Consider the following 12,507-nt stretch of genomic DNA (forward strand, 5'->3'; position numbering starts at 1 on the left):
ATTGCCTTTTTTATTTCAGTTATTCCTATATTGTCTATTTTTAAGAAATTTTTGAAGAAGATACTATAATGAAGAATAGATTACTCCTGCTTTTTACCTTTTCACTGTTTCTTAATTTCAGCATTTTCGCACAGAAACAACAGGCGGGACCCGTATACGTAGATTCAGCTAAAGCCGTGCCTTCGCAGGCACTTTCCAAAGGGAAACTGGTGCCGCCGGAATCGGAATTCAAATTATATAATCCTCGTAACCGTGGGATCAATAAAGTGGTTCCCGGGAAAGGACTTCCGAAGACGGAAGATCCTGCACTGCAAAAGAAAATGGGGGAGATCAAGGCCAAAGCACCTTTATTCACATTTGATGGTGCTATAACCCGTTCCACTCCCAGTGATCCCACTGGCGTTGCCGGGCCAAACCATTACCTGAGCGCGTGGAATTCGGCTTTCAGGATCTGGGATAAAAGCGGAAATCCACTTACTGATGCAGCTTCACTGGCAAGTATCGGCGGAGAGTTTCAGAATGAGGTTTTGGGAGACCCAATCGTGGTGTATGATGAAGCGGCAGACAGGTTCATTCTAAGTCAGTTTAGTGATACTCCTGAAAGTTTCCTGGTAGCGGTTTCACAAGGGCCAGACCCGGTTAACGATGGCTGGTATACGTATAGATTCGAGACTAATGGCGTTTTGCCAGATTACCCGAAGATCAGTGTGTGGAGTGACGGTTATTATATCACAACTAATAAAAACACCAATACGGCAGATGAAAGCCAGGTGATTTACGTGCTGGAGCGCGATAAAATGTTGCTCGGCCAAACCGCTAAAGTGGCTTCTTTTCCGTTGCCGGGTGTTGAAACTAATGGGTTTTACAGTCCGGCTGGCTTTCACACCGTTGGGAAGCAATTGCCTCCACGCGGGAATGCACCGATCGTTTTCATGCAGGATGATGCCTGGGCGGGTGTAAGCGAGGATCATTTAAAGCTCTGGCTGGTGAATGTAGACTGGAACAATGTGGCCAGTTCCACGATCGCTGAAAGCCAGGAACTGAACGAGGCGGCTGGTGTATCACCGTTTATTGCAACTTTTGACGGAGGCTCTTTTTCCAATCTCTCGCAGCCGGAAAACGCCCCAGACATTGATGCCTTGCAGGCAACGATGATGTATATGACACAATATCGCCGATTTTCAGATCACAATTCTGTGGTGATGAATTTCGTGGTAGATATAGATCCTTCTCCGGCAGAGCATGCCGGGATTCGCTGGTATGAATTGAGACAGCCTAGTGGCGGCGGAGCCTGGACAGTGTACCAGGAGGGAACTTATGCGCCAGATAATCATGATCGTTTCAGCGGAAGTATTGGTATTGATACCCGCGGGAATATTGGTCTGGGATTTACCGTTTTGGATGATAATCCTGAAAGCCCGGTGTATCCATCGATTCGCTATACCGGAAGGTTTGCTAATGATCAGCGGGGTTTGATGACTATTGAAGAACAATCTATCGTAGAGGGGGACAGCCCAGATCCAAATACGAGGTACGGGGATTACGCCCATTTAAGCGTAGATCCGGCTGATGGAATTACTTTCTGGCACAATGCCGAAATGTTCCGGGGCGTGGATCGGGTAAATAAAATTGGAGTTTTCAGGATCGCAGCCAGCACCGGGAATGATATTGGGCCAATTGCCCTGGTGAGTCCGCAGGATGCAACGCTTACAGATTCGGAACAGATCACGGTGCGTATCAGGAACTTTGGGACCAATGCGCAATCCAATTTCCAGGTTTCTTACAGTATTGATGGTGGTCCTGCAGTGACCGAAACATTTACCGGAACCCTGGCAGCTACGAGTTCCCAGGAATTTACTTTCAGTGAACCTGCTGATCTTTCAGAAATTGGAACTACCTATACCATCACCATCACTACCAGCCTGAGCAACGACTCGGCTATCGGTAATGACAGTATTGAAGAAGAAGTTCGGAACCTTCCGCCAAGAGATGTAGGAGTGACTTCCATAGATTCTCCGGCGACCGGGCAAAATCTTTCTGCTTCAGAAGAGGTGACAGTAACTATCGAAAACTTTGGAGGGGAACCGCAGCAGGATATTCCTGTGAGCTACCAGGTAGGGAATAATTCCAGCGTCAATGAAGTGTATAACGAGGTACTTCCTGTGGGTGGTGCTGCGGTATATACGTTCAATGAAACGGCAAATCTCTCACCGTTTGGCCGCTATAAAATTACGGCAAGAACGAACCTGACAGACGATTTTGATCCTACGAATGATTCTGAAACCAAATCGGTGGCCAACCTGAACTGTATTCCAGAAGGTTCAGATTGTTCTTTTGGCGATGGAATTTCTTATTTTGAACTGGGCGATATCCTGAATGAACGAATCCCTTGTGGAGACGGATATAACGATTTTATCAGTGCGTCAACCGATCTGGACCGTTCCGATGGGAATTTTACGGTAACCGTGCAGTCCTATTTTGGTGAAGAGGATTTTGAAAAATTCTCGATGTGGATAGACCTGAACGACAATGGTGTTTTTGATGATGAGGAGCGTGTGATCACTTCTGAAGTCATTGCCGCACCAAACACTTCTTATTCTTTTGACTTTACTATTCCGAATGATGCGCCGCTTGGTCAGCATCTGCTCAGAATCAGAGCAGGGGACACGCGCTACGAAGGAGATCTGAATGACCCGTGTTCTGTTATGGACTATGGAACCACGCATGACTATTCAGTAAACGTGACCGATTCTACCCTGGATATTGAAGATTTCATCCTGAATGAAGCCAGTCTCGTGGTGTTAACCGAAGGGGACAGCCAGTACCGCGTGGTGATGGAAACCAGTTTTGACCAGCCACTTCGTATTACCGTTCACAATATTCTCGGCCAAAAAATGCTGGAGAACAAATTGGAGAACAATGGCGATGGCTATGTGTATGACCTGGATATGTCGTATGCGGCACGGGGCGTTTACCTGGTTCGCGTTGGAACCCGAAAAGTGGGGAAGGTCAAGCGATTCATTGTGAAGTAATAGCACGAACTGTTCCTTGGAATTTGAATAGATAGCCTTATTTTTGGGTAAAATTCAATTTCATGACGATCGTTTCCTATAACGTGAATGGCATACGCGCCGCCATTCGAAAAGGTTTTTTAGAATGGGTGCAGCAATGCGATCCCGATGTGGTTTGCCTTCAGGAGATCAAGGCGCAACCAGACCAGCTGAATCTCGAAGATTTTGAAGAGGCTGGCTACCCTTACCATTATTGGCATCCTGCCGAGAAAAAGGGCTATAGCGGCGTGGCGATTCTCAGCAAGCACAAACCTGAAAATGTGGTTTATGGAACCGGTATAGATTATATGGATTTTGAAGGAAGAACGATACGTGCCGATTTTGAGGATTTTTCGGTCATGAGTTTGTATTTGCCTTCCGGGACCAATATAAACAGGCTGGAACACAAATTTCGCTTTATGGATGATTTTCAGGAATATATCGATGACCTGAAAGAATCGGTGCCAAACCTGATCATTTGCGGCGATTACAATATTTGTCACCAGGCGATCGACATCCACGATCCGGTACGACTGAAAACCGTTTCAGGATTTCTTCCGGAAGAACGCGCCTGGATAGAAGGTTTTATGAAGAGCGGTTTCATCGATTCTTTCCGCCATTTCAATGAAGAAGGCGATCACTATTCCTGGTGGAGTTACCGTGCCAATGCCCGAAATAACAATAAAGGCTGGAGGATCGATTATAATTTGGTAGCGGAACCTTTGCGCGACCGCCTCAAAAGAGCGGTTATTTTGCCAGAAGCATACCATAGTGACCATTGTCCCGTTCTAGTAGAAATCGACTAAAGAAAACATCATGAAAATAAGAATTATAGCCATCCTGAGTTTGAGCATTTTGCTGAATTCCTGTGTTTCGGCTAAGAAGTATAAAGAACTTGAAAGCCGAAATGCCAGTTTGCAACGAGAGAACCGCGCGATGAACGACGACCTGAACGATTTCAGTGAAAATAATAAGAGGCTAACGACCGACCTGGATAAACTGCGCGAGGAGCATGAAAGTCTCACTGCCGAACGAAACGATCTCTTTCAGAAACTGGAAGCCCTGAAGAAAAATTATGCGAGCCTTGAAAGCTCGTATGACGCTTTGGAAGCCAATTCTTCCGCAGCCATCGCGGAAAATTCTCGGCAGAATCGGGAATTGCTGGCCCAGTTGGATGAGAAAGAAGCCGCTTTGCTGCAGGAGCAGAACAGGCTGGAAAAACTAGAAAAAGATTTACGGTCAAGAAGTCAGCGAGTTGATGAACTGGAACGTGTGATTGCTGAAAAAGACGCGAAAATGAACGCGCTCAAAGATGCCGTTTCCAATGCGCTGACCAATTTTGAAGGGAAAGGGCTAACCGTGGAACAACGAAACGGAAAAGTATATGTATCCATGGAAAATAAGCTGCTATTCGATTCAGGTAGCTGGGCTGTAAATGCTGAGGGACGCAAGGCGGTGAAGCAACTGGGACAGGTCCTGGCTGAAAACCCTGATATCGCCGTGCTAATTGAAGGCCATACTGATAACGTACCCTATAACGGAAGCGGCCAGTTAAAAGATAACTGGGATCTTTCTACCAAGCGTGCTACCTCCATTGTGCAGATATTGCGCGAAAATTCCGGGATCGACCCACAAAATCTTACTGCTGCCGGACGGGGCGAATTTGCTCCCGTTGCAACAAACGAAACGGCTCAGGGCAAAGCCAAGAACCGTCGTATAGAGGTGATCCTTACTCCAAAACTGGATGAGATCACGAAGCTGCTTCAGGAAAGCAACTAGTAGTTGTATGTGAAACTTCTGAGTTTCCAGAGGTGCAGATCAATGGTATTTCTTAAGCCAATCAGCAAATCCTGGGAGACCGCGTCCGTTTCAGCGACTGAATCGATGCGTTTTCCCAGCCGTTCGCTAATTTTCTGATATCGATCGGTCAAAGAAGCGACGACCTCATGATCTTTCTGAAATCCTTCCGGAATAGTTCCAAGATTGGCCTGTTGTCCAGCCTGGGGGGGGCGGCCGTCTGCAGGTTGTCCTAAAGCCAGTTTTCGTTCGGCAACAGCATCAATATAACCGGAAAGATCGCCGTATAATTCTTCTAAAAGTTCGTGTAGGCTGATAAACTGAGGTCCGCGTAAATTCCAGTGAGCCTGGTGCACGGCATGTTTCTGTTCGATCAGCTCGTATAACGTGGCCTGTAATGCCTCGGTGCTGGCGGTCGTTTTTTCCGGAGTAAGAGGCAGTTTGGCGTTCACTGCTGAATTTTGATAATTGGGTTGTTGCGCAAATACCGGTGACCATCCCAGAAAGATGGCCACAAAAAGTAATTTTTTCATAGTTTTTTGCGACAATTTAAGCTTCTTATAATGTTTTGGCTGTTAAGGTTTTGGCAATTAGTTTTAAGGTAATGGTAATTTGTGGAAACTCGTAAAATTGAATTTGTGAAGGTGAACGATTACCTTTGAAAGAAAAATTTGCATGAAATATTCGAAATTACCAAATACTGATATTGAAGTAAGCAAGATCTGCCTGGGATCCATGACCTGGGGGGAGCAGAACACGGAAGTCGAAGGCCACGAACAGATCGATTACGCGCTGGAGAAAGGCGTAAATTTTATTGATACTGCGGAAATGTATTCCGTTCCTGCAAAACCTGAAACCCAGGGAAGCACCGAAAAGATCATTGGGAGCTGGTTCAAAAAGACCGGAAGAAGAAAAGAAGTGGTCCTGGCATCCAAAATTGCCGGTCCCGCCGCTATGGCCTCTCATATTCGACCAAAACTGGACTTTTCTAAAGAGGCTGTGGAAGATGCGGTGAACAAAAGCCTGGAACGACTGCAGACAGATTATATCGACCTTTACCAGTTGCACTGGCCGGAACGAAATACCAATTATTTTGGACAATTAGGATATCGTCACGATACTTCGGAAGAATGGGAAGATAATTTCCTGGAAGTTCTAGAGAATCTTCAGGAGCAGGTAGCTAAAGGGAAGATCAGGAATATTGGCCTTTCCAATGAAACACCTTTTGGGTTGATGCGTTTTCTTGAGGAAAGCAAGAAGGAATTGCCGCGTGTAAGTACCGTTCAAAACCCGTACAGCCTGTTGAATCGTAAAGATGAGGTTGGGCTCACAGAAGTGCTGCATCGCGAAAATGTGGGATTATTGCCTTATTCACCGCTGGGGATGGGCGTGCTTTCCGGGAAACACCTGGACGGTATCCAGCCAAATACGCGTTTGAGTCTTTTTCCGCAGTATAAAAGGTACTCCGGTGACACCGCAACAGAAGCGACTCGCCGCTATAAAAAGCTGGCAGATCAGCATGGTTTAAGCCTCACACACTTGTCGCTTGCATTCGTGAACCAGCAATCTTTCGTTACGAGCAATATCATTGGGGCTACTTCCATGGAACAGCTGAAGGAAAACATCAGCAGTATCGATGTGGTCCTTTCTGAAGAAATTCTGAAGGAGATCGATAAAATCCATCACTCGATTCCAAATCCGGCACCTTAATTCATGGGAGTTACCAGGCTTTCGTGTATAAAAGCCGAACGATGCAGGCTGTCTCGAACATGAAACCAATCAGCCGACTTTCCCTGCACGCTCAAAATTTCACCGGCTTCGGCATTTCTGAGAATTTCAGAATTGCTGGTGGCCGGTTTATTTCTTAATACGGCTTTTCTGGCTGAAATACTGAGCCTGGCGGGCATGATTTTTTCCGACGAAGCAATGTTATCAGCTTCTTCCTGCAGGTATACATAGCCAATGGGGTCTATCGCGCCCTGCTGGGTATAAATCCCGAAATGCAGGTGGGATGGCGTGGTTCGTGCATTGCCGGTATTTCCCACGAATCCCAGAGTATCACCCAGATTTACACGGTCAATTCCCGGTTTGATACTGTCCAGGTGCGCATAATAAAGCGATTGCCGTCTTTTAGGGTCACGTAACCACACCTGTTTACCTCCAAGGCCTTTCTCACCCGTGTATCCAATATTTCCGGACACGGCGGCCAGCACCGGAGTGCCTTTTTTGGCAAAAATGTCCACACCTTTGTGATTGCGCTTTCCGCCGTCGCGAATATCTCCGAAATAACTTCCAATATCGGCGTTACGACCGCCCATGACGGGGAAAAGGTAGGCCGGTGATTTCGAGATGTGAATGCGGAAAGGAGTGTTTGCTTCGATCTCCGGCTGAAAAATGACTTTATACAAACCTGCTTGCCTGGATTCGAACTGGATATTTTTTTCGGAAGCTTTACCGGATGCCAGTTTTTGAAAACCGGAAACTTCTTCTTTATTCTGGCGGTAGATGTCTGAAAAGATCAGAACCTGGCTGCTGTCGGTTTCAAAGTGTGCTTCAATGATCTCTCCGGGCAAAAGGTAGGTCTCATAACTGTAAACTGCAAAACTCCTGGGCTGCAGTCGCCCAATCTCAGAATAAGGCAATTCTACGGCCACGGAATCGCGAAGACCAATCTCTGCCTGGTCCTGCCAAAACCGGAACAGTTCATCTGAAATTTCCCGGTCTTTCTGATATTGTTCCTTTTCAGATAAACCGATGATTTTATCTTTCGCTTTCTCGATTTGGGAGCACGAAGTAAGTATTAAAATGAGGAAATAAAAGAGTGATTTTTTAACCGACATGATCTGCAACAACTTGTCGCAAATATAATCAGCAATTATGCCAATTACCCAAACAAACGGCTCACAACATCCTCAATTTTAGATACTTTTATGATTTGAATGCCGCTTTCCCGTTTCGGAATTTTGCTTTGAGAAGAGATCATGATCGAGGCAAAACCCAGTTTTTCGGCTTCCACGATTCGTTGCTCCACTCTGGTCACAGGTCTGATCTCGCCTGCCAGGCCAACTTCAGCTGCGAAACAAATGTCTTTTTCCAGCGGAATGTCTTCATTGGAAGAAAGGATGGCGGCGATCACTGCGAGGTCTATCGCGGGATCATCCACCGAGATTCCACCGGTTATATTCAAAAAAACGTCTTTGGCACCCAGCCTGAACCCGGCTCTTTTTTCCAAAACTGCCAGTAGCATGTTCAGTCTTTTGGCATTGTAACCGGTCGTGGAGCGTTGCGGAGTTCCGTAAACGGCGGTGCTTACGAGCGCCTGGATTTCGATCATGAGCGGGCGCATGCCTTCCAATGTAGCTGAAATGGCCGTTCCACTCAATTCCTCCACGTGTTTGGAGATCAGGATTTCCGAAGGATTGAGCACTTCCCGGAGTCCGCTGCCCTGCATTTCGTAAATTCCCAATTCATGTGTGGAACCAAAACGGTTCTTATGAGCTCTTAAAATTCGGTACACATGGTTGCGGTCACCTTCAAACTGAAGCACCGTATCCACCATATGCTCCAGCACTTTTGGCCCGGCTATACTGCCTTCTTTGGTGATGTGCCCGATTAGGATGACCGGAGTATTGCTTTCTTTGGCAAATTTGATCAGTTCCGCCGTACATTCCCTGATCTGGGAAATACTTCCCGGCGAACTTTCAATATAATCGCTATGCAGGGTTTGTATCGAATCAATAATTACCACTTCAGGCTCGATGCTTTCGATCTGGCGGAAGATATTCTGCGTCTTGGTTTCGGTTAGGATATAGCAATTGGCCGGATTCGGGTTGATACGTTCGGCCCGCATCTTGATCTGTTGCTGGCTTTCTTCTCCGGAAACATATAAAACCCGGTATTTCAGCTGAAGCGAAATCTGAAGCAGCAGCGTGCTTTTTCCAATTCCGGGCTCACCGCCTAGCAGGGTTAATGATCCGGGAACGAGTCCGCCGCCTAGCACTCGATCGAGTTCCTGGTTGCTGGTGACCATTCGATGTTGCGGGGCGGTTTCAATTTCAGCAACTAAAAGGGGTTTGCTCGCCTTTACCGCTTCTTTTTTAGCAGAAGTTTTCCAGTCTTTGGGATCGGGTTTGGAAACCATTTCTTCCACGATCGTGTTCCATTCCCCGCAGGCGTTGCATTTTCCCTGCCATTTTGCATACTGAGCGCCACATTTCTGGCAATAAAAGGTGGTTTTGACCTTTGCCATAGCTGATTTTAGTTTTCGCTAATAACCGAAATCTTTTTTAATTGCATCGGCTTTTGCGAGCATAAAATCAGTATCGATAAAGGCGATTTTTTGCTGGCCGTAGGCATTCTGGTAAATGCGCATGGCGCGTTTGGGGTTGCCGGTTTCTTCTTCGTACCGGGCTTCGAAAAAAGTGCCGAGCATCGTACCAGGGAAATTATCGAAGGCCATTTTATAAAGGGGTTTGAATTCTTCCCAATTTCGCGTTTTTTCAATCGCCTGGTAAACGGCCAAAAAATCATTCAGGCGAATCTTCTTGCGAACGCCATAAAGGTCTTCGATAGACTGGTATTTTTCAGTTAGGAACTGGGTTGGAGAGATGCTTGTTTGCAGCAAGGTCTCATTAAAATCTTTTTGGCTGATAGGCCTGTAGATTGAAAAAATATCGGCAATTGCTGAAGGAATGGCTTTTCCAACCAGCGTATAGTGGGAGGTATTTTCGAATTCTTCAAATTTATAATGCAGGTTCTTATTGTCAATTCCCTTCAGTTGGTTGTTAAATGCCAGAATGGCTTTTTTCAGCGTGGGAATATCTTCATCGCTGGTGGCCATATAATACCAGCTACGTGTTTCAGATTTAGACAGGGAATTCACGATATGATCGGCCATTCCGGGAGCTAGATCCGGGCTTAGATTAATATATCCGCGGAAGATCGGGTTTTCCTTCAGGAGATAATAATTGATAAAATTGGAGGTGAAGTCATGCCCCATAATGATCTTGAAATTCCCGGTTCGGTATTTTTGATCGATGTGAGCCAGCAATTCCATTCCGAGGAATTCAAAAAACTTCGCGCCTTTATCAACCGGCAGGAAATCCTGTTTGCTGTATTTGGTGTCTTCCATGCGGATACCATCCTGGTTCACCCCCACAACAATCATCTCCGGGATATCTTCCCAGTAGGAATAATAATCTACCATACCGGCTACCGGTTCAAATAGGTAATCGCCATCGAGTACCAGCAGTACGGGATAAGTCTTATCGGTATTTTCTTCGTAATTTCTTGGAAGCTGGATCTTGATCTGCCGACTTTCACCCAGTTTTTCCGAGGAAATATTCTCGTATTTGATCTGGGCCAGGCATAGCAGCGGCAAGAAAATTGCCCCTAACACAGGTAATAATCGTTTCATAGGTTTCGTATTGATTCGGACGGGTAAGGTAAGGATTATTTCCTATTGTTTAAAACAGGCAATAAAATAAAGGAAAGACCTCCAAAAACCAGAACCACAAAGGTTTGTGTGGCCCAGGATATCCAACCGAAGGCTTCGGCGGCATGATCTGGAACCCCGAAAAAAATGAGAATCCCGGCCACGGCAAGCGGGTAAACTCCTATGCCTCCGTTAGTTGCTGAAACGGCGAAAGATCCCACCACAAAAGCAGCCATGATGCTCCCCGCGGCTACTGAAGCAGTCTCGGGCAGGCAGAATTTAATGACGTAGAACATCCACACGTACATGGTCCAGATGAAAACGGTATGCCCTAAAAAAGCCCATTTTTTCTCCATCGTCAGAATGCTGCGCATACCCTCCAGCAGGCCTTTTGCCAGTTTCCTGATCTTTGCGAAAGGCTTCCAGGTAGAACGTCTTACAAGATTCAACCCTAAGATGATGATTCCAACCAGGCCGAAAAAGATCAGAAAAGTATATAGTGGGTTGATGTTTTGCTGATGCAGGTAGGCCAGGAGATCATCGGTTTGCAGAAAAATGGCCACCAGCACGATGGCGATGAGAATAAAAAGATCGGCAACCCGTTCCGAAATGATAGTTCCGAAGCCTTTTTCAAAAGGAATGTCGTCATAAGTGGTGAGCGTGACCGCTCTTAACACTTCACCGGATCTTGGGATTCCAAAATTGGCAAGGTAGGCGACCATAACTGCCATAAAACGATTCTTAAAACCAGCTTGATATCCCATTGGCTCCAGCATGTATTGCCAGCGCCAGGCACGTGACATATGGGAAAGGGTGCCGAGAAGGAAGGATAAAGCGACCCAGGTCTTATCTGCCGCGAGAATGCTTTCCCAAAGCTGTTGGCGTTCTTCGGGTGTCGCCGAACCCAGGGAATACCAGATTAAAAAAATCCCCAAAAACAGGGGAATGATAATTTTTAGTAATCTGATAGTCTTTTTGTTCAAACTGTGCTATTTCAGAAGGTTTGTTTCTTCATCAGGGAAAACAAGGGCCGGCTTGAAATTTTTAGCTTCTTCCTGCTCCATGATTCCGTAAGCAATAATAATCAAAATATCGCCTTTGGCAACTTTTCTGGCTGCAGCACCGTTCAAAGTGATTTCACCGGAATTGCGTGGACCCGGGATGACATAGGTTTCCAGGCGTTCCCCGTTATTATTGTTGACGATCTGTACCTTTTCACCTTCCATGATATTTGCAGCTTCCATAAGGTCTTCATCAATGGTCACACTACCAATATAATTGAGGTCTGCGCCGGTAACTTTTACGCGATGGATCTTTGATTTTACTACGTGAATTTGCATTTTTTGTTTAATTGTTCAGTGCGATATTGTCAATTAGCCTCACTTCTCCAGCGTAAGCGGCAATAAACGCCCTGTAATGATTTCCTTTTTTCTTTTTCTCAATTTTTTGAAGGGTTTCTGAATCTGCGATCTCGAAATATTCCAGTTGGAGATCGGGATTCTTCTGAAATTCAGCTGTCACCCAGTTGGTTACGTGTTCAGCACTTTTTGTGCCAAACAGCTCCCTGGCATCTTGCAGGGTCTGGTAGATGAAGGCAGCGTTTTCTCGTTCCCGGCTGTTTAGACGCTCGTTCCTGGAAGACCTTGCAAGGCCATTTTCCTCGCGAAGGATGGGGCAGGGCACGATCTCGACGGGTAGTTCGGTGATCCTGATCAGTTTTTTGATGATCTGGAGCTGCTGGTAATCTTTCTCCCCGAAGAAAGCTTTGTCTGGAGTGACAATTTTAAATAGACGCTTCACAATGGTTCCTACACCGTCAAAATGTCCGGCTCTGAATTTGCCTTCCATCACTTTTTCAAGTCCTTCAAAATCAAAGTGTTCCGAAGAAATGGCTTCGCCGTACATTTCCGCAGGATCGGGGCTGAAAACCCATATATCCTGGGCTATAGATTCCAAAAGCGAGAGATCTTTCTGAAGATTTCTGGGATATTTTTCCAAATCTTCCGAATTATCAAACTGCGTGGGATTTACAAAAATACTCACGATTACCTGGTCGCTCTGTTCCAGCGCATTTTGTACCAGTGAAAGATGACCTTCATGAAGGGCTCCCATCGTGGGTACTAAACCCACTTGCAAGCCGTTAGATTTCACCTTCTTAACGGCCTTCTGTAAAGCGCTCTTCTCCCTAAAAATCTGCATTTTATTATAAAATTAACAGCGTGCAAA

At 46.0% G+C, this 12,507-nt stretch carries 11 protein-coding genes; 4 read left to right on the forward strand and 7 right to left on the reverse strand.

What is annotated here, in order from left to right; all coding sequences use genetic code 11:
- The first annotated feature begins 68 nt into the window (after nucleotides 1–68).
- The 3 genes from GRFL_RS08395 (at nucleotide 69) to GRFL_RS08405 (ending at nucleotide 4,829) form a co-directional block, all read left to right on the forward strand.
- Nucleotides 69–3,032: a T9SS type A sorting domain-containing protein gene (locus GRFL_RS08395; RefSeq protein ID WP_083644192.1), complete on the forward strand. Its 2,964-nt coding sequence runs from the start codon at nucleotides 69–71 to the stop codon at nucleotides 3,030–3,032.
- Between the two features lie 62 nt (nucleotides 3,033–3,094).
- Nucleotides 3,095–3,856, forward strand: coding sequence for an exodeoxyribonuclease III (locus GRFL_RS08400; protein WP_083644193.1), 762 nt, complete (start codon nucleotides 3,095–3,097; stop codon nucleotides 3,854–3,856).
- A 10-nt stretch (nucleotides 3,857–3,866) separates the two neighbouring features.
- On the forward strand, nucleotides 3,867–4,829 hold the full coding sequence (locus tag GRFL_RS08405; protein ID WP_083644194.1) for an OmpA/MotB family protein: 963 nt from the start codon (nucleotides 3,867–3,869) through the stop codon (nucleotides 4,827–4,829).
- On the opposite strand, the gene GRFL_RS08410 is transcribed toward GRFL_RS08405, so the two are convergent.
- Entirely contained in the window at nucleotides 4,826–5,380 is a 555-nt protein-coding gene (locus tag GRFL_RS08410) for a Dps family protein (RefSeq protein ID WP_083644195.1), read from the reverse strand. The two genes, GRFL_RS08405 and GRFL_RS08410, sit on opposite strands and share 4 nt — an antisense overlap.
- Before the next feature lie 142 nt (nucleotides 5,381–5,522).
- Here GRFL_RS08410 and GRFL_RS08415 point away from each other — a divergent pair, with 142 nt between their 5' ends.
- Entirely contained in the window at nucleotides 5,523–6,557 is a 1,035-nt protein-coding gene (locus GRFL_RS08415; protein WP_083644196.1) for an NADP(H)-dependent aldo-keto reductase, read from the forward strand.
- Here the strand turns inward: GRFL_RS08415 and GRFL_RS08420 are convergent.
- Genes GRFL_RS08420 through panC form a run of 6 tightly spaced genes read right to left on the reverse strand, consistent with a single transcriptional unit; the run spans nucleotide 6,554 to nucleotide 12,480 of the window.
- Nucleotides 6,554–7,687: a M23 family metallopeptidase gene (locus GRFL_RS08420; protein ID WP_083644197.1), complete on the reverse strand. Its 1,134-nt coding sequence runs from the start codon at nucleotides 7,685–7,687 to the stop codon at nucleotides 6,554–6,556. The genes GRFL_RS08415 and GRFL_RS08420 overlap by 4 nt on opposite strands.
- Nucleotides 7,688–7,731: 44 nt before the next feature.
- Nucleotides 7,732–9,096 carry a DNA repair protein RadA gene (gene radA, locus GRFL_RS08425; RefSeq protein ID WP_083644198.1) on the reverse strand — a complete coding sequence of 455 codons (1,365 nt, stop codon included), beginning with the start codon at nucleotides 9,094–9,096 and terminating at the stop codon, nucleotides 7,732–7,734.
- 18 nt (nucleotides 9,097–9,114) lie between these two features.
- Nucleotides 9,115–10,263 (reverse strand): alpha/beta hydrolase, encoded by a 1,149-nt coding sequence (locus tag GRFL_RS08430; RefSeq protein WP_083644199.1) that lies wholly within the window; start codon nucleotides 10,261–10,263, stop codon nucleotides 9,115–9,117.
- A gap of 35 nt (nucleotides 10,264–10,298) precedes the next feature.
- Complete coding sequence (locus GRFL_RS08435; RefSeq protein WP_083644200.1) at nucleotides 10,299–11,264, reverse strand: lysylphosphatidylglycerol synthase transmembrane domain-containing protein; 966 nt, start codon at nucleotides 11,262–11,264, stop codon at nucleotides 10,299–10,301.
- 6 nt (nucleotides 11,265–11,270) lie between these two features.
- Nucleotides 11,271–11,621, reverse strand: coding sequence for an aspartate 1-decarboxylase (panD, locus tag GRFL_RS08440; RefSeq protein WP_083644201.1), 351 nt, complete (start codon nucleotides 11,619–11,621; stop codon nucleotides 11,271–11,273).
- A gap of 7 nt (nucleotides 11,622–11,628) precedes the next feature.
- Nucleotides 11,629–12,480 (reverse strand): pantoate--beta-alanine ligase, encoded by an 852-nt coding sequence (panC, locus tag GRFL_RS08445; protein ID WP_083644202.1) that lies wholly within the window; start codon nucleotides 12,478–12,480, stop codon nucleotides 11,629–11,631.
- Nucleotides 12,481–12,507 lie beyond the last annotated feature (27 nt).

Origin of the sequence: Christiangramia flava JLT2011 (assembly GCF_001951155.1) — a bacterium.
Lineage (GTDB): Bacteria > Bacteroidota > Bacteroidia > Flavobacteriales > Flavobacteriaceae > Christiangramia > Christiangramia flava.

Coding starts and splice junctions, on each gene's coding strand:
- panC (WP_083644202.1), bottom strand. CDS start 12,480: ATGCAGATTTTTAGGGAGAAGAGCGCTTTACAGAAGGCCGTTAAGAAG.
- GRFL_RS08430 (WP_083644199.1), bottom strand. CDS start 10,263: ATGAAACGATTATTACCTGTGTTAGGGGCAATTTTCTTGCCGCTGCTA.
- GRFL_RS08405 (WP_083644194.1), top strand. CDS start 3,867: ATGAAAATAAGAATTATAGCCATCCTGAGTTTGAGCATTTTGCTGAAT.
- panD (WP_083644201.1), bottom strand. CDS start 11,621: ATGCAAATTCACGTAGTAAAATCAAAGATCCATCGCGTAAAAGTTACC.
- radA (WP_083644198.1), bottom strand. CDS start 9,096: ATGGCAAAGGTCAAAACCACCTTTTATTGCCAGAAATGTGGCGCTCAG.
- GRFL_RS08395 (WP_083644192.1), top strand. CDS start 69: ATGAAGAATAGATTACTCCTGCTTTTTACCTTTTCACTGTTTCTTAAT.
- GRFL_RS08410 (WP_083644195.1), bottom strand. CDS start 5,380: ATGAAAAAATTACTTTTTGTGGCCATCTTTCTGGGATGGTCACCGGTA.
- GRFL_RS08400 (WP_083644193.1), top strand. CDS start 3,095: ATGACGATCGTTTCCTATAACGTGAATGGCATACGCGCCGCCATTCGA.
- GRFL_RS08415 (WP_083644196.1), top strand. CDS start 5,523: ATGAAATATTCGAAATTACCAAATACTGATATTGAAGTAAGCAAGATC.
- GRFL_RS08420 (WP_083644197.1), bottom strand. CDS start 7,687: ATGTCGGTTAAAAAATCACTCTTTTATTTCCTCATTTTAATACTTACT.